Below are 23,105 nucleotides of genomic sequence, written 5' to 3'. Positions count from 1 at the left end.
ACTGGGGATTTTTATGTGCGCTGTTATTTAATATAGACCGCTATTAAGAGCGCGTCTATGACACGCTTATTGGCTCATAAATGGATAGTCAATATAGCCTTGTAGACCACCACCATAGAAGGTTTGAGGATGCTGCTCGTTTAACGCGGCATCTTTTTGGAGACGCTCTGCTAAATCTGGGTTGGCGATATAATCACGACCAAAGGCCACCGCATCAATATAGCCCGCTTCAATTAAATCCTGCGCTTTTTGGGCACTATAGCCACCAGCGGCCACGATAGGGTTGTTAAAAGCCGCCCGTAGTTTTTGTCTAAACGCTTCTGAATAAGGCGTGCCACCGGCCCAGTCTGGCTCAGACATATGCAAATACATAAGGTTACGGCTGTTGATTTGCTCAACCAACCAAATCGCCTCATCTTCGTTATAACCCACATCAACGTTGTTAAAGCTACCCAGTGGCGAGATGCGAATGCCCACATGATCTTGGTCCCAAGCAGCCACACAAGCATCGATAACCTCAAGCATTAAGCGGGCGCGGTTTTCACGGCTACCACCATAGTTGTCTGTACGCTTGTTGGTATGCTCCGCCCAGAATTGATGTAATAAATAACCGTGGGCACCGTGGATCTCTATACCATCAAAGCCGGCTTGCTTGGCATATTGGGTCGCTTGAGCGAAATCTGCGACGACTTGTTTAATCTCCTCTAAGCTTGCCATACGAGGCGTTGTGGCCTCAACACGGATAGGAGCACCTTGGTCATCACGTAAGGTAGTACGGACACCAACATCAACATCAGAGGCTGAAATAGGCGCCTTATTATCAGGCTGTACGCTGTTGTGTGATACCAGGCCGGTGTGCCACAGCTGCACCACAATTTTGCCGCCTTTGGCATGTACAGCATCGGTAATGACTTTCCATGCTGCTACCTGCTCCTCGTTATGCAGACCTGGTGCACCTGCGTAGCCTTTGGCCTGCAACGACACTTGAGTGGCCTCTGTAATAATCAGACCTGAGCCTGCACGCTGTGAGTAGTATTCAGCGGCTAATATGGTGGGCATATCACTGGGCTCAATAGAGCGCAGACGGGTCAAAGGCGCCATAAATACACGGTTTTTAAAGGTTTGGTTGCCCATCTTAATGGGGTTAAATAACGGGGCGTATGCCATGCGACTTCCTTTTTAGTTATTCATAAAGTTTCACTGTCTTACTGCACTAAACCTATCGGTTTATGAGTTGGATAATTTAGCGCCATAATGGCTCATAGTTAACACAAAAGCCATCACTATTAAGGCTTAATAGCTAATGGCAACCGTATAAGGGCAGAAAGATGAGCGGGAGTGGCTGCTATTATGGCGGTTATCTTTTTAAATTTAAAGCAGATTAGACCGGTCGTTACAATTTATTTGTATACTGACCATAAAAAACCCACTAAAAAGTGGGTTTTTGAACTTGCTTTGGCCACACAAGCTTAATCATTGGCATGGGTTTTTTCAAATTCATCATGCTCTACTTGATACAATGCCCCCAGACGCTGCTGCAAATCGCTATCCAAGATTTTGCGGGCTTGTTTAAAGAATTTTTGTTCTTCTTCGGTTAGGTGATGGCGTACTTTTTCAATTAAGTCAGCACAGGTGGTGTCCCAAGTCTCTTGACTGATACGACCATCATCTAGCGTTTCCATCATCTCGTCCATCTCATGATGCTCGGTGATGGCATGACGTGATAAATCTAGGCCTTCATCGTGCTGCATTACCGGAATATATAGATGGCGCTCTTCAGCCGCCGCATGCGCTTGCAGCTCAAGTTTCAGTTCTTGATAGAGTGCTTTGCGCTTATCGTTATCGCTTTGTTTTTCTAATTGATCACACAGATCGCGCTGAATGTCATGCTTAGCAATTAACGCAGCAAAAATATCTTGATCAAAGTCCACACCACTACTGTTACTCATCGCTCTCTCCAAAATTTATCCATAAATGCTTCAAATTAGCTAAGCTGGCTATAACCTAAAAACCTATATTATAACCAGCGGCTTATCAAATTATTATAGACATAACAGGGGCTAATTGCTGTCTTAGTTAGACTAAGTTTTGTGTGGGCGTGTGACTAATGAAAGCCATTCTTATTTATGCCGTATTCACTACCCAAAACATGGCGTGATTTTGGCCAAAACAGAATAAACAAAAAACTATTTTTTCTTTCTAAGCGATTTAAATAAGCCTTCGTGATGGATTTTAGGCATTTTTAGGGTCACAGTACCAGAGAGCATGTCATGTACCGCCAACCCACCTCGATTAAACAGGCAAAACAGGTAATTAAACATCAGACCAAAAAAGGCACTAAACAGCATCGCTGAACGTGAATTATGAAAAGCATAGCCAATCATGCCGCATATCACAGGTACCACGCAGGCCGCCAAAATACGCTTCACCGTCTTAGACCAAGTCAGCAGTTGACCTTGGCTATCGACCGTCTTTAAGCGCCACGTTTGCATGCCTAGCGTCTGCCCTGCTCTACGCCAAAATAGCCCATAAAAGCCAATTAAGGTCACAATAAAGGCTGGCGTTAGCACCAGATTGCGATACCACGCAGGCAAAGTCTGCGCCTGATCTGAGGTCACCCCCGTCTCCATCGTCATCATAGTGCCAAGCACCGTCAATACCGTCCCCACCAAAAACAACAAGGCCAAGATCAACATGCCATCATAGACAATGGCAATAACACGAGTGGCTGCTTTGGCGATTTCAGGCTCACCTGAGACGCTAACTCCCTCAATGCCCGTAGGACGTAACCCCTTTTCAGAGGATGCTGTGGGAGGTTTAGACAGGTTAGAACGACGTTGTTTTGACATGGTTGTACAGACCACCCGATATTTATAAGTGACAAAAAAAGAAGCAAAGCCGCTATTGTAGCGTATTTTACACAAACTGGTAGTGGCGATACACCCAGCTGTTTTTTCAATAAGTAGACGACGGTTAGGTAGACAAAAAAAAGAGAGAGGAGAGAAAAGAGAAAGACTGCGCTGCTGAAAAACCAACAGGCATAAAAAAATCGCCAAACAAGGGCGATTGATTTAATGTAATGTTAGATGGTGCGCCTGGAGAGATTCGAACTCCCGACCCCTTAGTTCGTAGCCAAGTGCTCTATCCAACTGAGCTACAGGCGCATATTTATCTAACTTACTGTGTTAGCAACTGCTGGTGTGTTACCACTCGTTGTTAACAGGATGGCTATTATAGCCAGTTTTTTTTAGTAGTCAACCTTTTTTTTGAATTTTTTTAAAAATTTAAATCTTTCAAAAAAAATGGCGGTGAAGGAGGGATTCGAACCCTCGATACGCGTTAACGTATACACCCTTAGCAGGGGTGCGGTTTCAGCCACTCACCCACTTCACCGAAACTGCTAAAACGACAACATTTGATCATTGGCTAACTTAACCAGTTACCTCATGTTGTGGGCGAGTATTATAACAAACTAAATCGACTTTGCAAGCCAGATTTCAAAGTTTCTGCAAACTTTCTGCAAATAAAGCCCATATCGTCTCATTTATTGCCCTACTCGCCCTATTTTATTGCCTTTTCATTTCTTCCCCATCACAAATAGCATTTAGGAAAGAGAGGTGGGTTGGCAATTAGCCAATCATCGGCAACAAGTTATTGGCAATGATCTGAACGAAAATCTCAATCAACAGTAGACCAAAAATAGCTATCATAGGCGATAGATCTAACATACCTAAGCTTGGTGTGATACGGCGAAAAGGCGCTAAGATGGGCTCAGCCATTTGCATAATCAGCTCAAAGATCGGGTGCATCTTTTGGGTAAATACCACTATCCAGCTAATAATAATTGAGCCAATAATCAAATAACGTGCCACACTCAAGAAGCTTAGAATTAACTGCAGTGTGCCCTCAAAGAACAAACGAATGGGCGTGTAACTGTGGCCCACAATCGCTGCATTGCCTGAGATGTCAATGAGCTTTAATAAAAATAGCAGCATCACCGCCGCTAAGTTCACCCGTCCTGCACCAACGGTAGGGAAGATACGACCAAACAGATCCACAATTTGAGTGGCTTTATACGCAGGCTCAACATAAGGATGATTGCGCTCAAGACCTGCAAATTGCAGCATAAAGCGGATAAAAACCAGTAGCATGGCAAAGTTTACAACCATGTTAAATAGGGCATACGAAAGACTCATTCAGCGTACTCTTACTCATTCGTTATATAAAGGGGCGACGACCAGGTTTATTTAGTTGCTTAAACAATAACTGTGCGCTTAAAGCAAAGCGGTAAAAAATTAGCGCTACATCATTAGTCGGCCAGCTCTTGGCTAATCTGTTCACTACGCGTGTAACAAGCCTGCATCGCTTTTTTAATGATACCGGCAAAATCATCTTGCTGTAGTGACTCAATAGCCGCTTGCGTAGTGCCGTTTGGAGAGGTCACTTTACGGCGCAGTTCAGCGGGTGCTTCGCCGCTGGTGATGGCCATTTGAGCGGCACCCAAAGCAGTTTGCATCGCCAAAGCAGCCGCCTGTTTTCTATCTAGTCCCTGCTCCAGGCCTGCTTCAATCATCGACTCAATCATATAAAAGAAATAAGCCGGCGCTGAGCCAGATACGGCCGTTACGGCATGCAGCTGCTTTTCTTGTTCTACCCAGCTGACCAAACCTGAAGCGGCCATAAGTGTCGCGGCAAGCTGCTTGTCGGTCTCACTAATGCTGTCATTGGCATAAAGACCGGTTGCGCCTTTTTGAATCATAGCTGGGGTATTGGGCATAGCGCGGACAATGTTCTGATAGCCGCCAAGCATTTTACTTAAGCTGTCGGTAGACAAACCTGCCGCCACAGAAATAACCAATTGTCTGTCCAAGACGTCAGCAAAATCAGCCACCACTTTATCCATAACTTGAGGCTTAACTGCCAGCACAATCACATCCGCTGTTTTTGCGGCAATTTGGGGATTGTTGGTATCGGTCGTGCCTGTCGGATCTACGGTATTTATCTTTTGGCTTTTTAAGACATCGCGAATATCTTGTGAAGGGTCGGCTACGGTAATATCGTTTGGCTTAATGCCTCTTGCTAATAAACCACTAATAAGGGCTTGGGCCATATTGCCGCCACCGATGAAGCTGATTTTTTTACCTTTAAGCTCTGACATGATTACTCCTGTTGGTTTCACGCACCCTAATTTTTTGGGCGAAATTAGACTTCCGGTCTAACACTACGCGTCACATCTGTGTGTTTATTTTGGCGCACAAAATTTGTACTGATATGGCTGCTAGTGTATCACATCACTTTACAGATTATAGTATTGACGCAGCAGGCAAATGCTCGCGGCGCTTTTCTTAAGATTTTAATGAATAGATATGGTTATGATTTCGCACATAAGTTAGGCGGATATGATTTTATTTAAGCGCTTAAAGTTTTGACGTTTAGACATCAGCTATTTAGACATTAACACTCTAAAATCTGAGTGCTTAGAACCTCAGTGGCCAAAAGCTGATTAATTAAAGCGGTAAACTGACTTTGCAGCACCCAAATTCTATCGATACAGATAATAAATAAGGGGACAGCAGTGGATGAGTCCTGCAAAATACCATCAGAGCCCATCATATCTAAGCGGCACAGCACCACAGAGCCACGCTTAAAGCTTGGCTGATCTAAAGCTTGTAGCAGCTTTTTGCCCGACTTACGCCCACTACGCCCCGCCAGAGCCAGTTTAATTGTCCGAGGCAAGGGCTCAAAGATAAGCTGGCAGGGGGTTACTTTAGCATCCGCGCTATTTAACAAACGGGCTAAATGTGCCATCAACCCCCTCACCCCAGTTAATTGCCAATCAAACTCTAGCCCCGACTGCTTTAAAGATAAAACATCGGTATCTGCTAGGTTTAAAGATAGCTCCTCAGCATTGTGCGCCAGCGGTAAGTGTATTTGATGCGGCATCATCTGTAGCCACTGGGCATAGGCGTGCTGTAAGCGATACAGTTTATTTTGATAACGGCGTACTTGATACTGCTCACTGCCAGCATCGAAATAAAGACAAGTTTGGTGGTTGCTGTCTTGGCGAAAGCTAAGTGCAAGCACCTCATCCACTAGGCGCTTTGAGGGCGGCAATTGATTAGGGTACGGGGCGAGCCAGTGATGAATAAGCGCCGCTTGCCGTGGTGCAGATAACCCTGCCAGCTTATCTAAGGCAATCACAGACTGCTGCTCAGTAGCGGCTAGAGCCACCTGCGCCAAATCCTGCGTCACTTGCTCATCAATACTGTCACTGGCCTGCTGCATAAGCTGCGCCGTACGCGCCATGGCCTCAGATGCTTGCGGGTAGCGCTCAGTGATATGCGGCAACAACACACTGCGCAGCCAAGCTCTATCATTTAGCGTCTGCAAAGCAAGCTTTGATGGCGACTGTGCCACATTGGTTGGGTCATCGATATACTTTAGATTGTGGCGCTGGGCATATTCAGTAATCTGAGCTCGGCTAATCTCTAGCCAAGGCCGCCACAAAAAGATGCGTTTACGCGGCTTATTAACATCTGATGGCAACTGCGCAGTATGAGCCTGCTTTGAGGTCCACTCACGCATGGCGCCCAAACCCGTCACCCCGGCTCCATTAAACAGCCGCATCAATAAAGTCTCGACCTGATCGTCTTGATGATGGCCCAGTATTAAGACATCATCTTGATTCATCAGCTGCATCATGGCTTGATAGCGACCATCGCGCGCCGCTTGCTCACTTTTATGAGTTAAATTAAGACCAATAATTTGGCAGGCCATATCATGCTGCTGCGCCCACTGAGCCACTTGCTGCGCCCACTGATCATTGGCAGCTTGCATCCCATGATTGACATGAATGAGCTGCGGCAAAAAAGGCAGCCGGCCTTGATCGAACAAAGTACGGCACAATAGCGCCAGTCCTAAAGAGTCACGCCCCCCACTACAAGCCAGCCAAACCCGTTTACCAAGTAGCTGTGCGTGATGGGCATGAAAGCTGTCCATAAAGGCCTGTGAAATACAGACAGGGGTAGTCATAATAAATTGCGGCCTCTTAGCCAGTCTGTCAGCCATTGCACTGCAAGCGCTGCTCTACAAAAAACTAATCTGCAAACAGTAACGTATTAAAATAACGGCTTAAAAAGCACGCCTACACATTATCACCATAATAAGTCACTCTATTATCTCGCAAAAAGCCGGCTAAGCCCAGCCCATAACGCTGTGCCACCCGTACCGCAGTACTGGTTGGTGCTGACATACCAACCAGCCAAGGCAGACGACAACGCACTGCTTTTTGAACCAGCTCAATCGACAGTCTTGAGGTCATGACCACAAACTCTAACGCCACTTGATTGCGCAGCTGCCACCCAATAAGCTTATCCAGTGCATTGTGTCGACCGACATCTTCAAACAAGTACAGCTCTCCTTGATACCAAGTTGCTGCTGCATGTACTGCGCCCGTTAGCTGATGCGTGGCTTGGGTCGACTCAATTAGTGCTCTAATTTGTAATAACTGCTCTAGGTTTGGACGTGTCTGCTTGTCGGCACTGCTATTAGGCGAGCCATTATCAGCACGGCCATTAATAGCGTTATCACCACGACCATACGCCGCTTGCTCTACGCTGACAGGCTGTACTGGATAGTTGGGGGAGCTTGATGCTTCATCGCTTGTAGCATAACGACTATAGGCGCTTAGATCCGGCAAAGCCTGCTGCAATCCGGTCATTCCGCACATTCCGCAGCCTGTACGCCCAGCCAGTTGCCGGCGCTGCGCTAAAATACGCTGATGGCAGCGCTGATTGAGCACTAAGGTGACGACGTACGCTTCATAATCACTGAGCAGATGCGCCCAGTTTACGGCAGCTTGTGACTCAATAAGACGTGACTCCTTTGCGGGTGCGAAAGCCTGTAAATCCTCAACACTATTAATGGCGGTAATCTCCCAGTCGAGCAGCTCACCACTGTGCTGTATCAAGCCTTCACTGTACAAAAACCCCAGTGCCAGATGCTCAAGCTGAGCGGGGCTAGCCATCAGCACCGCATAATGAATACCATTGATGACCAAAGCCACTGCCGCCTCTACTGCTAACGTAGCCAGATGGGTCTCAATCTGTAATGGCTGAGCATCTTTAGTGGGGGTACGACTGCTAACACAGCTGCCACCACCTATAGACGCCTCATCACTGCGCGTAAAACGGTGCATTTGCGCACTGTGCTCTCGAGTCAACCGGCGTTGTAACTCCGCCGGCACGCCTATCTGTGAGTCAAAATGTGCTGCTGTATTGTCCATATCGTCTTAATTAGTGTTAAATCGGTCATCATTAAGCGGTCGCTGTAGTGCTGGGCTCGGATATCGCTTGTTGTTGTTCATCTAAGTCTACCTTTTTTAAGGTAACCGTAACCGACTTGTAGGAGGGCGTCAAAGACTCCAAGGCATGACTGTCTAAGTCTATCAAGTCATTACACTCAGGATAATAAGCCGCCACCGCATTGGCCGCAATGTCCATTTGGGTCAATACCAAAGGGCCTAAGCTGCGAGCGCCGCCTTGACTGTCGACTCGTGATACCACTACTTTATCACCCGCTTGCCAACCCAGACGGCTTATCTCATCAGGGTGCATAAATAGCACATCACGATGCGTGGTCTGACGATACCTGTCCTCAAGACCAAAGATGGTGGTATTAAACTGATCATGGCTGCGTACTGTGGTCAGCTGCCAGACCATCTGCGCTCGGGCAGGATCCGCTTTGGTATCTGCTTGGCTGGCCATCTCATCTGCCACATACGTAATGTCGTATTTTGGCACCTCAAACTGCGCTTTACCCGACTCAGTCTCCCACTTATGATGACGGGCTGGGTGATACAGATGAAATCCGCGCTCCACTTCACGAATGCGCTGATTAAAGTTCTCAAAGCCTTTGATTGCCTGAGAAATATAATTGCGTGTCACATCATAGTCTTCTGCCATCATCGACCAATTAATAGAGGTGTCTTTACCAAAAAAGGCGTTCGCTATACCGGCCACAATCTGTGCCTCCGACTTTAGATGATCGCTCATTGGCTTTAGGCGGCCTTGAGTTCTGACCACTTGACACATCGAATCCTCAATAGTGGCAAACTGCTCTCCGCGGCCAGTAATATAGCGTTCAGTGCGGCTTAAGCACGGTAGAATTAAACTGTCCTCGCCTGGATACAGCATGCTTTCATTAAGCTTGGTACCCACAAAGACATTGAGCTGATTGTCAGTTAAAGCGTGCTGGATGGCATGCGTATCAGGCGCAGCCACTGAGAAGTTGCCACCCATACTCATAAATACTTTTATCTTTTTTTGTATCATGGCTTTAGCACCGGACACCACATCGTAGCCGTGCTCTTGTGGCATCGGGCGCTCAAATACCTGCTGTAATCTGTCTAACAGCGCCTGAGATGGGCGTTCATGAATACCCATAGTGCGATCGCCTTGCACATTGGAGTGGCCACGTACCGGAGAAGCGCCGGCACCCGTTATGCCTATCATACCCATCATAAGCAGCAAGTTTGTAATCATGGCCACATTGTCATCACCTTGCACGTGCTGGGTAATCCCCATACCCCAAGTGCAAATGGTCGCGGGGCTATCCGCCACCAGCTGTGCAAGACTCACAATCTTAGCTTGGTCAATGCCGCAGCCACGCTCAATATCTGCCCAGTTTTGGGTCATAACCCATGCTTTTAAGGCATCAAAGCCTGAAGTATGCTGATCAATAAATTCATGGTTTATGTTGTCATTCTCAATCAGCCATTTGGCAAGGCCCGTGAGCAGTGCCACATCACCACCAATTTGGATTTGGATGACCTCATCTACCATGGGGTCACTGCCACCACTGACCATATGGGTCACTTTTTGTGGATTTCTAAAGCGGCTAAGCCCTTGCTCGCGCATCGGATTAATCGAGATTATGCGGCAACCTTGCTCATGAGCGTGTGCCAGCATCTCGAGCATACGAGGATGATTGGTAGCCGGGTTTTGGCCGAACATCAATATCAATTTGGCCTGCTCGAAATCTTCTAATACCACAGTCGCTTTGCCCACGCCCAGCTGACGACTGAGCATTACTGAGGTTGGCTCATGGCACATGTTTGAGCAATCAGGTAAGTTATTGGTGCCGAAGCTGCGAACAAACAGTTGAAATAAAAAGGCCGGCTCGTTGGTCACTCGTCCCGAAGTATAGAACATCGCTTGATGCGGTGACTCAAGACGGTGTAAGTATTCAGCCACACGCTCAAAAGCTGCCTCCCACGCAATGGGGACATACCTATCTTGACTGGCATCGTATTGTAAGGGCTGAGCCAAACGACCTACTTGTTCAAGCTCATGACCACTATAGCCTTGCAGCTCGCTGACGGTATGCTTGGCAAAAAAATCAGCATCGGCCTTAGCGCTCATGACCTCACTGGCTAATACCTTAATGCCCGTCTCGCAGACATCTATGGTCTTATGCGATTTGTGATCAGGCCATGCACAGCCTGGGCAATCAAAACCGCCATTGGGCTGGTTGCTGCCAAACACACTTAAGCTGCCGCGCAAAAAAGCCTTATAATCCATAAGCACACGAGAAGAATCAATCAACGCCGACCAACCCGCAGCGGGGTGGTTATAAACCGGTATCTTTCGCATAACAATCCTTATTACCAAAAACAGTGTTTATTAACCCAAGTTTAGTATAACGCCTTATATTTACTGTATTGTATGAGTCGTATTCACACAAAGGCTGGCTAAAGGCCATTTGGCCAATATGCTAACTAACCAGTATACAAGGCGGTATTTATATTGGCAGGACGATTAACAAAAATCTTCAAAACTGTTTGGCCTTGACCGAAGATTATAAATAATTAAGACGAAAAAAAACGAGCCAAAGGCTCGTTTTTTTTGATTCATCTAAAGTAATGAGTGTTTAATGATCACCACTTTAAATCATCATCGCTAATTAGATAGCTGTGATACCGTGGGCTTGTGGGCCTTTAGCACCTTGAGTTACGGTGAACTCAACTTCTTGGCCTTCAGCTAAGGTTTTGAAACCTGAGCTTGCGATTTCGCTGTAATGAGCGAAAACGTCTGGACCAGTTTCTGGAGCGATAAAGCCAAAACCTTTAGCTTCGTTAAACCACTTTACTGTACCTTTGATAGTATCTGACATATATATAATCCTAATTTTAAAACATAATGACCAATTTGGTCGGTAACGCTCTGAGCAACTACGGTAAATCTTAAAACGGAGGATTAATGCTAATACTACGAGGTAATGATTTGTTGTGGGCTTCTCTCAAGCAGGACTGCAGTATAGGTGGATTAGAACCGTTAAGCAAGCTTTATTTTAAAATAACTTAAAATAATACCGATTAAATTTTAAAAAATTTTAAAAATATAACCTAGACCGTTGTATTTATTACTCTAACACGGGTTTTTAGGCAAAAAAAAAGACAGGCCTAAGCCTGTCTTAACGCATCTAACTATATATTAATACCCTAATGATATTAATACCCTAATGTTAATGCCGTAAAAAAGCCTGTGACCTCACTTTTGCTTAAGCAGATGGGCTGTCATCACATGGCGTCAGTTAATTTAGCCTTCTACTAAATTTAAAGTAGAGTCAAAGCCTTTTAAACGCTGATAACGCTGCTCAACTAAGCTGACACTGTCTAGCTGTTTTAGCTCTGCTAACTGCTCAGTAAGCAGTTTTTGTAATTTTTCCATAACTGGTTTGGCATCAACATGCGCGCCTTCCCCTTCTGGAATAATGGCATCAATCAAGCCCATATTATACAAGTTACTTGCATTGAGCTTCAGTGCTTCAGAAGCTTCAGGGGCTTTTTCGGCAGTTTTCCATAAAATAGAAGCACAGCCCTCTGGTGAGATGACCGAGTAAATACTGTGCTCAAGCATATTTACCTTATCACCCACACCGATAGCCAGTGCACCACCTGAGCCACCTTCACCAATAATGGTGACAATAATTGGCGTCTTTAGACTACTAAAAGTGGCAATACTCTCGGCAATGGCCTGAGCCTGACCGCGCTCTTCAGCACCCACACCCGGATAAGCACCTTGGGTATCGATAAAGGTCATTACGGGTAGGTTGAAGCGCTCAGCAAGCTTGACTAAGCGAATGGCCTTACGATAGCCTTCAGGATAGGCCATACCGAAGTTGTGGGCGATACGCTCACGGGTGCTGCGACCTCGATGTTGACCGATAATTAATACCGGCTCACCATTAAAACGGGCCAGCCCGCCTATAACGGCTCTATCATCAGCAAAAGCTCGGTCGCCATGCAGCTCATCAAACTCAGTAAATAGCTGACTCACATAGTCTAAAAATAGCGGGCGCTTTGCATGCCTTGCCAGTCCAACACTTTCCCAAACAGAACTCATGATTTATCCTTAAATTATAATTATATTATTTTATAGTGTGATGTTTGATGAATTAGTAGGCGCCAGCACAAGTCACACTAAGCTCAACGCCCCACTTCTTAAATTGATCAATATCGTCTTTTAGATCAAATACCAGTAACGCATAGTCTTCGGAGTCCGATTCTACACTAACTTGCCAGTGATTTTTATCAATAACTGTCAGTTTGAGCGCACTTTTATCTAGATCATTACGGCTACGATGTACCAACACGGCCAGCCTTAATAAGAGGCACAAATATACCAAACTCGGGCCCCCTACTTCCAGCGCTTGTTCAAAATTTTCGGTTTTTAGTTTGCGTCTGTGATTGCGTGCCAACTGTGACATTCGGCCTTGATCCACTTGGGAGAATCCAGGAATATCTGAATGCAGCAGCAAATAGGCGCTGTGATGATGATAGCCGCTATGACTGATTGCCAGACCAATCTCATGTAAATAAGCGGTGCGGCGTAGCAGGTCATTGTCTTCGCCGCTTAGCCCTAAAGCGTCATGGGTCTGATCATAGAGGTTCTCACAGCTTTTCACCACGCGCTGAGCTTGTCTTTTATCAACAGAATAGCGCTCAATTAATGCCTGTACGCTGCGATCACGCACATCTTCACTAGCGAAGCGGCCGAGCATATCATACATCACCCCTTCACGCAGCGCCCCATCTGAGTAGGCAATGGTTTCAATACCCAGCACCTTCATCGCCGCACGCAGCACCGCCACACCAGCAGGGAATACTGCTTTACGGTGCTCTTTTACCCCTTCTAAATCAATGTCTTCTACACGGCCAATTTTTAGTAAATGCTTTTGTAGGTTTTTCACACCTTGGTAGGTAATGCGCTCTTGCTCATCCGACCAACCTTGAGAGACCAAGACATTACGCACAGCTTTAATCGTACCGCTTGAGCCCACCACACTGGTCCAGCCGGTTCTTTGATAGGTGGTGCTAATGCGTAAAATCTCTTTGCGCGCATCGGCTATGGCTTCTTGAAAAGCGCTTTCGGTAATATCGCCAGACTCAAAGAACCACTGGGTATAGGCCACACAGCCCATTTGTAGACTTTCGGTCAATAACGGATCGAACTCTTGACCAATGATAAACTCAGTTGAGCCCCCACCGATATCAATGACCAAGCGCTTATCACTACTGGCATTGGTGTGCGACACACCCAAATAGATCAAGCGTGCCTCTTCTCGTCCAGCAATGATTTCAATGGGCTTTGGTAAGATTTCATTCGCACGGCGGATAAATTCATCAGAGTTTTTGGCCTGACGCAAGGCGTTGGTGGCGACAATACGCAGTCTATCAGGCGATACTGAATCAAGCCGCCCCATAAACCTGGCCAAGCACTCTAGTCCACGCTGCTGAGCGTCTTCGCTCAAGATTTTATTTTTATCCAGGCCGGCAGCCAATTGCACTTTTTCAGACATAGAGGCAATTTTGCGCACCTCTCCATGATCTAAGCGAGCAATAGCAAGGTGAAAGCTGTTTGAGCCAATATCAATGGCCGCCATGAGTTCATCATTCGCTAAAAAGTTATTTGGCATAGGCGGGTGTCTTACCTTAAGTGAATGCAACGATTAAAAGTTAGTGGCTATTTTTGAATTAAATCATGTTTTGAATTAAATCATGCCCTATTTCGGCAGTTTTAAATCAGCGCTATGGGCCAATTATACCAATCTAGAACGAAGCCTTGCCCCATTCTACCAAAGTCTTAATATAATTGGCCAAGTCCATTTACATTTAAGCAAAAATCCTTTTTTCAAAGCGCCTATTACCGCTTTAAAAAAAAAGCCTTTTTTATTCCAATCCGCAAAAAACATGCAAGCGACTAGAACAAAAAAGGCCCAACAGCGCATCAGCGATTTATGACGCAGCTGACATCTCAGCGAACACGTCATCAGCGGCTTTGATGGTCGCATCTAAGTCTTCGGTCGTGTGTTTTGAAGACATAAAGCCCACTTCATAAGCCGATGGTGCCAGATAAATACCACGATCTAACATACCATGGAAGAAAGTGTTAAATTTATCCATATCACAAGCGGTCACCTCATCGAAGTTTTGGGGAACACCCGTGGCCTCATCTTTGACGAAGAACAGGCCAAACATACCGCCAAGCTTAGTTGAGCGTAGCTTAATGCCATGCTTGTGTGCCGCGGCTTGGATACCCTCTACCAGATAAGTGACTTTATCAGCCACGCCCTCATAGAAGCCTTCCACAGTTAAATCTTCAAACATAGCGATACCGGCACGCATCGCCAATGGGTTGCCTGACAGCGTACCTGCTTGATACACGCCGCCCATAGGTGCTATACACTCCATGATTTCACGCTTACCGCCAAAGGCACCTACTGGCAGGCCAGCACCGATGATTTTACCAAAACAGGTTAAATCTGGCTCAATACCAAAGTGTGCTTGCGCGCCTTTTAGGCCCACGCGAAAGCCCGTCATTACTTCATCAAAAATCAACACAGCGCCGCCTTGAGTACACTGCGCACGTAAAGTATCGTGGAATTCTTGACTCGGTACGATCATGTTCATGTTGCCCGCAATAGGCTCAACAATCACACAGGCAATCTCATCACCCCATTTCTCAAAGCAGTCTTTAATCGCTTGTGGGTCATTGTATGGCAAGGTGATGGTGTGCTTGGCAAAGTCTGCAGGCACCCCTTGTGAGGTAGGCTCGCCAATATCTAACATGCCAGAGCCCGCTTTTACCAATAGGCTGTCTGAGTGACCATGATAACAGCCCTCAAATTTAACAATCTTGTCACGGCCAGTGTAGCCACGAGCCAAACGAATGGCACTCATGGTGGCCTCTGTGCCAGAGCTGGTCATACGAATCATCTCAACGCTTGGAACGATATCACAAATGATGTCCGCCACTGAGGTCTCAAACGTGGTTGGGGTACCAAAGCTTAGACCATCATCGGCCGCAGCTTTTACCGCTTCAATCACTTTAGGATGGGCATGACCCAAGATCATAGGGCCCCATGAGCCGACATAATCAATATACTCATTGTCTTCGGTATCATAGATTTTGCTACCCGCTGCTTTGTGCATAAATACTGGTGTGCCGCCCACGCCAGCGAAAGCGCGCACAGGAGAGTTTACCCCACCTGGAATGTGTTTTTTGGCTTGCAAAAAAAGTTGTTCGTTCTTTGTACTCATTTTTATATTCATAGTCTCACTCATCACAGTCACTCTTAATTTTATGGATAAAAAAACCTTATTATCTTTTTTGATTTTAAAGGTTACGGGTTCTAAAAACAGGGGCTAAAAAAAGGGCATCAATACTTATGTTGACTATCTTAACAAAAAAAAGTGAGCTCTGATGAGCCCACTTTGTATCTTTGTCGATTTAACCTTTATTTGAGCTTAGCGCTTATTTAAGCGTTTTGTTCAAATTTGGGTTTTCACTCGGTTTAGGCTTAGGTTTATAAGAGTCAAGGCGGCCTTGCTCATGCTCAAGCCAAACGGCATTGACAATCGCCAATAACACAGCGAATCCAAGCCCTAATATCCATGCAAAATACCACATAATTTTCTCCTAGATAAGTAGATAGCTTAGTACGAAGTGTGATCGTTTTCGCGAATATAGGCCACAGTTACTTTACCGCGCATCACGCTATACGCCCAGCTGGTATAGAACACCACTATGGGCAGTAGCAGCACCACGACATACAACATCACCATTAACGTTAAGTGACTTGAGACACTGTCCCAGATGGTTAAGCTGGCATTGGGGGTAGTCGATGATGGCATGATAAACGGAAATAGTGAGACGCCTGCGGTCATGATAACCCCAACAATGGCCAAGCTTGAGGTAACAAAAGCGGTCAATGTCTTACGCGCTTTTAAGAGCACAGCGGTCAATAGTGGCATAATGATACCAAGTGCTGGAAAAGCCCAAGCCATTGGGTATTTTGCATAGTTTGCCATCCATGCACCCGGCTGTACCACCACCTCTTTGGTCAAAGGATTGGCCAAAGCAGCTGGATCAATCTGAGAGGTAATCGCGTAGCCATCAATAGATTGGATCCACACGCCTGCACCCACGAACAACACCACCATGACTATCGCTGAAATCATCGCGTATTTGACCGTGCGATCTTGGATAACGCCTTCGGTACGGTGTGCTAAATATGCGCCGCCTTGCATGATTAATAAGGTCACACTGACCAGACCACACAATAAAGCAAAGGGGTTTAATAGCTGGAAGAAACTACCTGTGTAGGTAGAGCGCATCATTTGATCGAAGCTAAAAGGCACGCCTAAGAATAAGTTACCAAAGGCCACACCAAAGACCACTGCTGGCACAAACGAGCCGACAAACAGACCCCAGTCCCAAGCATTACGCCATCTTTGATCCTTGACCAAGTTGCGGTATTTAAAGCCCACAGGACGGAAGAACAGCGCCCAAAGTACCGCCATCATCGCCCAATAAAACCCACTAAAAGCTAAAGCATAAACCATAGGCCAAGCGGCAAACAGTGCACCACCGGCGGTAATAAACCACACTTGGTTGCCTTCCCAGTGAGCACCGATACTGTTAATTACCACACGGCGCTCGTCATCGTTTTTACCAACGAAAGGCAGTAAGGAGCCTACGCCCATGTCGTGACCATCCATAATGGCAAAGCCGATAAGCAATACGCCAACCAATAGCCACCAGATTAATTTTAAAGTTGCATAATCAAATAACATCGTTGACCTCCTTATTGCTATGCACTGGGGTCACATTACGTGGGGTTTCCCCATCATAACGGCCGGTGCCTAAACTGGCTGGGCCTAGCTTGACATACTTCACCATCAGATAGACTTCGATAATTAGCAAGATGGTATAAAAACCGACAAAGCCTGCCAATGAGCCATAAACGTTGGCCACACTGAAGTTAGTTACTGATAAATAGGTCGGAAGTACCCCATAAATAGTCCAAGGCTGACGGCCATACTCGGCCACGAACCAACCAAGCTCAATGGCAATCCAAGGTGCAGGCAACATAATTACCGCCCACTTTAATAGCCAAGTTTTTTCTGCAAAGTTGCCTTTAATGGTATGCCACATGCTCACTGCAAATAACGCCAGCATCAAGAAGCCTAGCCCCACCATACCACGGAATGACCAGAACATAGGCTTCACCGCTGGAATGGTGTCATCCACTGCTTTTTGGATCATATCAGGGGTAGCTTGAGTGACATCTTCGGTGTATTTTTTAAGCAATAAGCCAAAGCCTAGGTCTTCTTTTACCGCTTCAAACTGGGTCTTTAAGGCGGCATCTTGTGGATTTTCACGTAGCTGCTCAAGTAAGTCCACTGCCTGCATCCCATTCATAATGCGGCCTCGGTTGACCTCTTTAATCTCATGAATACCTGGGATTTCTTTATCTAAAGATCGCGTACCGATAATGCCCATCGCATAAGGAATTTGGATTTGCCAATCGTTTTTTTGCTCTTTTTCATTAATACCTGCAATCAGGTTAAAGGACGCAGGGGCAGGCTCGGTGTGCCACATGGCTTCAATGGTCGCCATCTTGGTTTGCTGAGCGGCGCCAATAGAGTAGCCTGATTCATCACCCAACACGATAACACTTAAGATTGAAGCCATACCAAAGGCTGAGGCTACCTGAAAGCTACGCTTGGCAAAAGGCACGTCACGTTTGCGTAGTAGGTATAAAGCTGAGATGGATAAAACGAACATAGAGGCGGTGACATAACCGGCTGATACCGTATGTACGAATTTGTTTTGGGCATCAGGGTTAAATAAGATGGTTGCGAAGCTGTCCATCTCCATACGCATGGTTTCGTAGCTAAATGATGCGCCTACAGGGCTTTGCATCCAGCCGTTGGCAATCAATATCCACAGCGCAGACAAGTTGGTACCAAGCGCCATTAGCATAGTGACAATCAAATGCTGAGCGCGCGAGAGTCTATCCCAACCAAAGAAAAATAGGCCCACCATGGTAGACTCTAAGAAGAAGGCCATAAGGCCCTCAATGGCCAGTGGCGCACCGAAGATGTCCCCAACGTAATGAGAATAATAGGCCCAGTTGGTCCCGAACTGGAACTCCATGGTAATCCCTGTGGTCACCCCTAAAGCGAAGTTAATACCAAAGAGCTTCCCCCAGTATTTGGTCATGTCCTTCCAGATTGGATTACCGGTTGTGACATAGACGGATTCCATAATCACCAGAATCCAAACCATACCCAAGGTTAACGGAACAAATAAAAAGTGGTAAAGCGCTGTTACCGCAAATTGCAAGCGGGATATATCAACGAGATGTTCAGTAATCATACCAAACCTCCTAAAAAGAAGGACTAATTCACACCATCATTTGAGCTGCACAACATAGGGCCCACTGTCCACTCACATCCTTGCTCATCCGCCCTAATTACTCATCCTACTATGCACTAAAAACCAACTGAGTGATCAATCCTGCGTTACCCATAATTTTTAACATCTTTCAGAATCGTTAGATGTCAGGAAAATACTAAAACATTACCCACTCACCTTACTAAACTCAAATGGTAAACAGGCAAACCTTTTACTACACTATACGCCTATACAGCTTGGGTACTGATAAAATATATTTATCAATACTATTTAAGAAACTTAACTTGATTGTTGGCCAGACAATGAGCTGAACGGCTCATTCTTTGAAAACCATAGTTTAATTATGGAATTAATCTGGGGATATAATACATAATTATATAATGTTTCGCTAGGGCTGGTTTGGCCTTTTATGTATCTGCGACTTCGGCTAATAATTATTAAATTTTCTACACTCTTATATTATCAATAACTTAGATACATTAGCACACAGTGGCTACATTTGCTTTTGATTGCAGTAAGCTTACAATAATTGGTAAATGTTATACCTAATTTACGCCCTTCTCTTTTATGTTTTGTATTTAGTAACTTTCTGTTTTCTTACCTAAGATTGATGACACTATGGCAACACTTTCTACTGCCGAAAAAGACTTTTTAAAAAAGCTGGTAAATACAGTGCGTCGCCCGTTAACGATGGCGTGGCTGCTGACGGTTATCAGCAGCTTATTATTTGTGTGGCAAGCGTGGTTATTGGCCAGTTTATTTAGCCATTGGTTGAGCAACTATTTTAATCAAGTGCCGTTATCAAGCGGGGTGTCGGGCAGCTGGTTTGTGGGGCTGATCATCTGCTTTGCCCTGCGCCCACTGCTCAATACTGGCCGTGAGCTGCTCAGCACTCAGGCAAGCTTACAAGTACGCAGTGATTTACGCAGCTCGCTACTTATCACTATGGCCAAGCTTGGACCCAATCTGCGCCACTTCGGCAGTGATGGCAGCCTCTCTAGCCAAATCATTGATCAGACCGATGCCTTAGATGGATTTATCAGCCGCTTTAGTGTCCAAAAACAAGTCACGGTCAGCACCCCACTCATCTTGCTTGTCGCTGTGGCTTGGCAAAGCAAATTTGCCGCAGCCTTGTTATTGATGACCGCGCCTTTGGTGCCTATATTTATGATTTTAATTGGGCATTTAACTGCCCGCAAAAGCGCCGCTCAGTTTGGCGCCCTGTCGCAATTAAGCGGCCGGTTTTTGGACTGGATCCGCGGTATGCCCACCCTTAAGCGGTTACAGGCGACACCTATTGCTGAGCATGATTTGGCTGTAAGCAGCGAAGACTATCGCCGCCGCACCATGGATGTGTTAAAGATTGCCTTTTTAAATGGGGCGGTGCTTGAGCTTTTGGCAGCGCTCAGCATTGCCTTGGTCGCGGTCTATTTAGGCTTTGGGCTAATGGGCATTTTGCCGTGGGATAAAGGTGATGTGCCAGTACCTTACTTCGGTGCCTTATTCATCTTGCTGCTGGCACCTGAGTTTTATGTACCGCTGCGTCAACTGGGCGCAGACTATCACGCCAAAGCTGAAGCAGAAGGCGCTGTCCAAAGCTTGCTGCCTATTATTAACGCGGCCGAATCTACCAATGCTGTCGTTATCCCTCAACAGCCAAACACACCCCCTACTTCTACCACGACATTACCACAAAGCTTTGGCCTACAGTTAAGTAAGGTTAGTATTCAGACAGCGGTGGTGGATATCCAAGCGCCACAGGAAGATTCAGCGCCCTTAGCTGATAATGACTGTACGGCTGCTGTATATCGCAGCCGTCTGGCGCCGTTAACGGTAGAGATAGAGCCGGGAGCGCGCGTGGCCTTAGTGGGCGAAAGCGGCAGCGGTAAGTCAAGCCTGTTACAGGCTTTGATGGGCTTTGTCAGCTACCAAGGTGATATCACCCTTTATAATGCTGCTGAGAATTTTAGTCAAAACTTACAGCACATCGCGCCGGAGCAGTTGCGCCAAAAGCTTGGATATTTGGCTCAGCAAGTGGCGCTGATGCCGCTAAGCATTGCTCAGAACCTACGTCTTGCCAATCCTGATGCCAGCGATGCTCAGTTGATTGAAGTACTCAAACAAGTTGAGCTGTGGTCATTAATTGAACGACTACCACAAGGCATGGACACCTTGTTAGGTGAACGAGGACAGGGATTATCTGGGGGACAACAGCAGCGGCTGGGCATCGCTCAGTTGTTATTAAGAAACGACAGCTTGTGGCTGCTTGATGAGCCTACCGAACATCTAGATCCTGATACGGCGCAGCGCATTCATCAGCTTTTGCAGCACGTGAGCCTCGGCAAAACGGTGATTTGGGTCACCCACGCCAAAGAGCAGCTGCCTTGGCTGGATAAGGTGATTGCCATCAGCGCTCCGGTTACAGCAAGTGTGGCACAAGGAGCAGACCATGAGTAAACATCCGATCCGCTCACACAGCGAGCTTGATAGCGCAGCCCGCCACACCCCTGCTTTTCGTCTTCGGGATATGTTCAAGCCCTCGTTTGACTTATGGCTCATCTCTTGGGGCTTAGGGCTGATCACTGCATTATCTATGATAGCGCTGCTGATGATCTCTGGGTGGTTTATTACGGGTGCGGCGCTGGCCGGAATGATTGCAGTCGGCTCGCACAGCTTTAATTATATGCTGCCGGCCGGTATTATCCGGATGCTGGCCATGGCACGTACCGCTGGGCGCTATGGCGAGCTGATGGTGTCACACCATGCGGTGTTTGATTTATTAAAAACGCTGCGCCTTCGCTTTTTTAACCGCTTAGCTGCACTACCGCTTACTCAGCAGCGCAGTGCCCTACAAGCCTCACAATATATGCACCGATTGGTCAGCGACATCGATAAGTTGGACGAATTTATCTTACGCGTTATCTCGCCTTGGCTGATTGGCGGCTTAAGCGTATTGCTATTGGGGGTTTTTATAGGCTGGGCACTTCCGATTGCGTCAAGCTTTAAGCTCATTATTTATGTGCTGCTGGCTTTAAGCCTAGTGATTGCCTTACTGGCCAGTTATAACGGCATCGCTCAGGCCAAGCAGTTATCTCAAGTCTCTGAAGCACGTCGCCAGCAGCTGCTATCGCCGCTGGCCATTATCACCCAGCTGCTACTTTGGCAGCAGTGGCAGACGCAAACTCAAGGCTATGTGGCACAAGACAATCAGCTTCAAAAACTACAATGGCAAGCCCAAAAGCGCCGCTCTGTATATATGCTACTGATTCAGTGGCTGTTTTATTTGGCAGTGCTGACCGTATTGTTCGCCATCTATAGCGTCACTCAAGGCGGCTCTGAGACAACCTTGCTGCCTAAGCTGCAATCGGTGATTGAGGTGCCATTGGTATTGGCAGTGACCTTGGGGCTGCTCGGTATTCAAGAGATTGTCGTGCCGCTGGGTCAGCATTATTTGGCTTTAGGCAATAGTATCGCTGCCAAAGACCGGCTAAATGATTTGTTATCAAGCTCAAGGCCGACCCTTACCCCCAATCAAGCTAACATTAACATTAACATTAACATTAACACTGACACTGACACGGTTTCTACCTCTGCACCCAAGCCGCTGCACCGCTTACCCCAAGCGCCGTTACAAGCTGAGCTGATTTATGTCTCAGCAAAGATTGAAGGGGCCTTAGTCGGAGCAAAAGAGGTGAGTGTCACGGTCAACTCAGGTACGCCGTTGATTATCAAAGGCCCTTCTGGCTGTGGTAAATCGACCCTGCTGCAGGCCTTAGCTGGTGAGCTGCCGCTGCAGTCAGGTGAGATTCAGTTAAATGGTAAAAACTGGTTTGAGTATGACTGGCAAGACCAATTGGGCTACTTAGGACAGCAGCTTGATATCTTTGATCAAAGCTTGGCGGCCAACCTGCGCCTAGGCAAACCTGAAGCCAGTGATGAAGAGCTAATCGCCGCCTTAGATAAGGTGGGACTACTGGGCTGGCTACAAGCGCAGCCACAAGGGCTGGACACCGCTTTGGGCGAATATGGTGCCGCCATCTCAGGCGGGCAAGCACGCCGCATTGCTTTAGCGCGTCTGCTGTTAAAGCCGCGCCGCGTACTATTATTAGATGAGCCTTTTGCAGGTCTTGATGCGCCTACCAGAGCACAGCTGTGGCAAAACTTGCGTGAGCATCAACAGCAAAACCTACTTATTGTGGTCAGCCATCATCAGTGGGATATGGGGCTCTGTGACAGCATCAGCCTACCTGAGACCCAGCTTTAAGCCAGCTGCTGGGCTTGGCCAATTGCTGTGTTGACTCAGATACGGGCGAATTTAATCTTTTATCGTATCTATCATAT

At 46.6% G+C, this 23,105-nt stretch carries 17 protein-coding genes and 2 tRNA genes; 2 read left to right on the top strand and 17 right to left on the bottom strand.

Translation table 11 applies throughout. From position 1 onward, the window contains the following. Positions 1-66 precede the first annotated feature (66 nt). The 17 genes from DLE54_RS01730 to DLE54_RS01645 all read right to left on the bottom strand — a co-directional run bounded on the left by DLE54_RS01730 (position 67) and on the right by DLE54_RS01645 (position 18,725). The gene (locus DLE54_RS01730) at positions 67-1,167 is read right to left on the bottom strand and encodes an alkene reductase (protein ID WP_011959630.1); all 1,101 of its coding nucleotides are present in this window, start codon (positions 1,165-1,167) and stop codon (positions 67-69) included. Between the two features lie 302 nt (positions 1,168-1,469). Next, the gene (locus DLE54_RS01725) at positions 1,470-1,949 is read right to left on the bottom strand and encodes a hemerythrin domain-containing protein (protein WP_110816052.1); all 480 of its coding nucleotides are present in this window, start codon (positions 1,947-1,949) and stop codon (positions 1,470-1,472) included. A gap of 237 nt (positions 1,950-2,186) precedes the next feature. After that, positions 2,187-2,849: an RDD family protein gene (locus DLE54_RS01720; protein ID WP_110816051.1), complete on the bottom strand. Its 663-nt coding sequence runs from the start codon at positions 2,847-2,849 to the stop codon at positions 2,187-2,189. Positions 2,850-3,087: 238 nt separating this feature from the next. Continuing rightward, positions 3,088-3,164 (bottom strand) — tRNA-Arg (locus tag DLE54_RS01715). Between the two features lie 139 nt (positions 3,165-3,303). After that, positions 3,304-3,393, bottom strand: a tRNA-Ser gene (locus tag DLE54_RS01710). Between the two features lie 236 nt (positions 3,394-3,629). After that, a complete protein-coding gene (locus tag DLE54_RS01705; protein WP_011959627.1) occupies positions 3,630-4,196 on the bottom strand; it encodes a YggT family protein in 567 nt (188 codons plus the stop codon). A gap of 113 nt (positions 4,197-4,309) precedes the next feature. After that, positions 4,310-5,158: a pyrroline-5-carboxylate reductase gene (gene proC / locus DLE54_RS01700; protein ID WP_110816050.1), complete on the bottom strand. Its 849-nt coding sequence runs from the start codon at positions 5,156-5,158 to the stop codon at positions 4,310-4,312. A gap of 296 nt (positions 5,159-5,454) precedes the next feature. Beyond that, complete coding sequence (tilS, locus tag DLE54_RS01695; protein ID WP_110816049.1) at positions 5,455-7,032, bottom strand: tRNA lysidine(34) synthetase TilS; 1,578 nt, start codon at positions 7,030-7,032, stop codon at positions 5,455-5,457. A gap of 112 nt (positions 7,033-7,144) precedes the next feature. Beyond that, positions 7,145-8,284, bottom strand: coding sequence for a formate dehydrogenase accessory sulfurtransferase FdhD (locus tag DLE54_RS01690; RefSeq protein ID WP_110816048.1), 1,140 nt, complete (start codon positions 8,282-8,284; stop codon positions 7,145-7,147). A gap of 31 nt (positions 8,285-8,315) precedes the next feature. Beyond that, entirely contained in the window at positions 8,316-10,652 is a 2,337-nt protein-coding gene (locus tag DLE54_RS01685; RefSeq protein ID WP_110816047.1) for an FdhF/YdeP family oxidoreductase, read from the bottom strand. A 310-nt stretch (positions 10,653-10,962) separates the two neighbouring features. Beyond that, positions 10,963-11,172 carry a cold-shock protein gene (locus DLE54_RS01680; protein WP_011959622.1) on the bottom strand — a complete coding sequence of 70 codons (210 nt, stop codon included), beginning with the start codon at positions 11,170-11,172 and terminating at the stop codon, positions 10,963-10,965. Between the two features lie 425 nt (positions 11,173-11,597). Then, positions 11,598-12,404 carry an acetyl-CoA carboxylase carboxyltransferase subunit alpha gene (locus DLE54_RS01675; protein WP_011959621.1) on the bottom strand — a complete coding sequence of 269 codons (807 nt, stop codon included), beginning with the start codon at positions 12,402-12,404 and terminating at the stop codon, positions 11,598-11,600. A gap of 52 nt (positions 12,405-12,456) precedes the next feature. Then, entirely contained in the window at positions 12,457-13,977 is a 1,521-nt protein-coding gene (gene ppx, locus DLE54_RS01670; RefSeq protein ID WP_110816046.1) for an exopolyphosphatase, read from the bottom strand. 319 nt (positions 13,978-14,296) lie between these two features. Then, on the bottom strand, positions 14,297-15,601 hold the full coding sequence (gene hemL, locus DLE54_RS01660; RefSeq protein WP_110817268.1) for a glutamate-1-semialdehyde 2,1-aminomutase: 1,305 nt from the start codon (positions 15,599-15,601) through the stop codon (positions 14,297-14,299). Positions 15,602-15,815: 214 nt separating this feature from the next. Then, positions 15,816-15,971: a cytochrome bd-I oxidase subunit CydX gene (gene cydX / locus DLE54_RS01655; RefSeq protein WP_011959618.1), complete on the bottom strand. Its 156-nt coding sequence runs from the start codon at positions 15,969-15,971 to the stop codon at positions 15,816-15,818. A gap of 26 nt (positions 15,972-15,997) precedes the next feature. Beyond that, positions 15,998-17,137 (bottom strand): cytochrome d ubiquinol oxidase subunit II, encoded by a 1,140-nt coding sequence (gene cydB / locus DLE54_RS01650; RefSeq protein WP_110816044.1) that lies wholly within the window; start codon positions 17,135-17,137, stop codon positions 15,998-16,000. After that, positions 17,127-18,725, bottom strand: coding sequence for a cytochrome ubiquinol oxidase subunit I (locus DLE54_RS01645; RefSeq protein ID WP_011959616.1), 1,599 nt, complete (start codon positions 18,723-18,725; stop codon positions 17,127-17,129). Before DLE54_RS01645 ends, cydB begins: the two co-directional genes overlap by 11 nt. A 657-nt stretch (positions 18,726-19,382) precedes the next feature. Here DLE54_RS01645 and cydD point away from each other — a divergent pair. Further along, complete coding sequence (cydD, locus tag DLE54_RS01640; protein WP_110816043.1) at positions 19,383-21,221, top strand: thiol reductant ABC exporter subunit CydD; 1,839 nt, start codon at positions 19,383-19,385, stop codon at positions 21,219-21,221. Then, positions 21,214-23,028, top strand: coding sequence for an amino acid ABC transporter ATP-binding/permease protein (locus DLE54_RS01635; RefSeq protein WP_110816042.1), 1,815 nt, complete (start codon positions 21,214-21,216; stop codon positions 23,026-23,028). The genes cydD and DLE54_RS01635 overlap by 8 nt, the downstream gene beginning before the upstream one ends. The last annotated feature ends 77 nt before the right edge of the window (positions 23,029-23,105 follow it).

Origin of the sequence: Psychrobacter sp. YP14 (assembly GCF_003209315.1) — a bacterium.
Lineage (GTDB): Bacteria > Pseudomonadota > Gammaproteobacteria > Pseudomonadales > Moraxellaceae > Psychrobacter > Psychrobacter raelei.
Note: the sequence above shows the minus strand (reverse complement) of the source record. Positions and strands in the feature narration are given on the sequence as shown.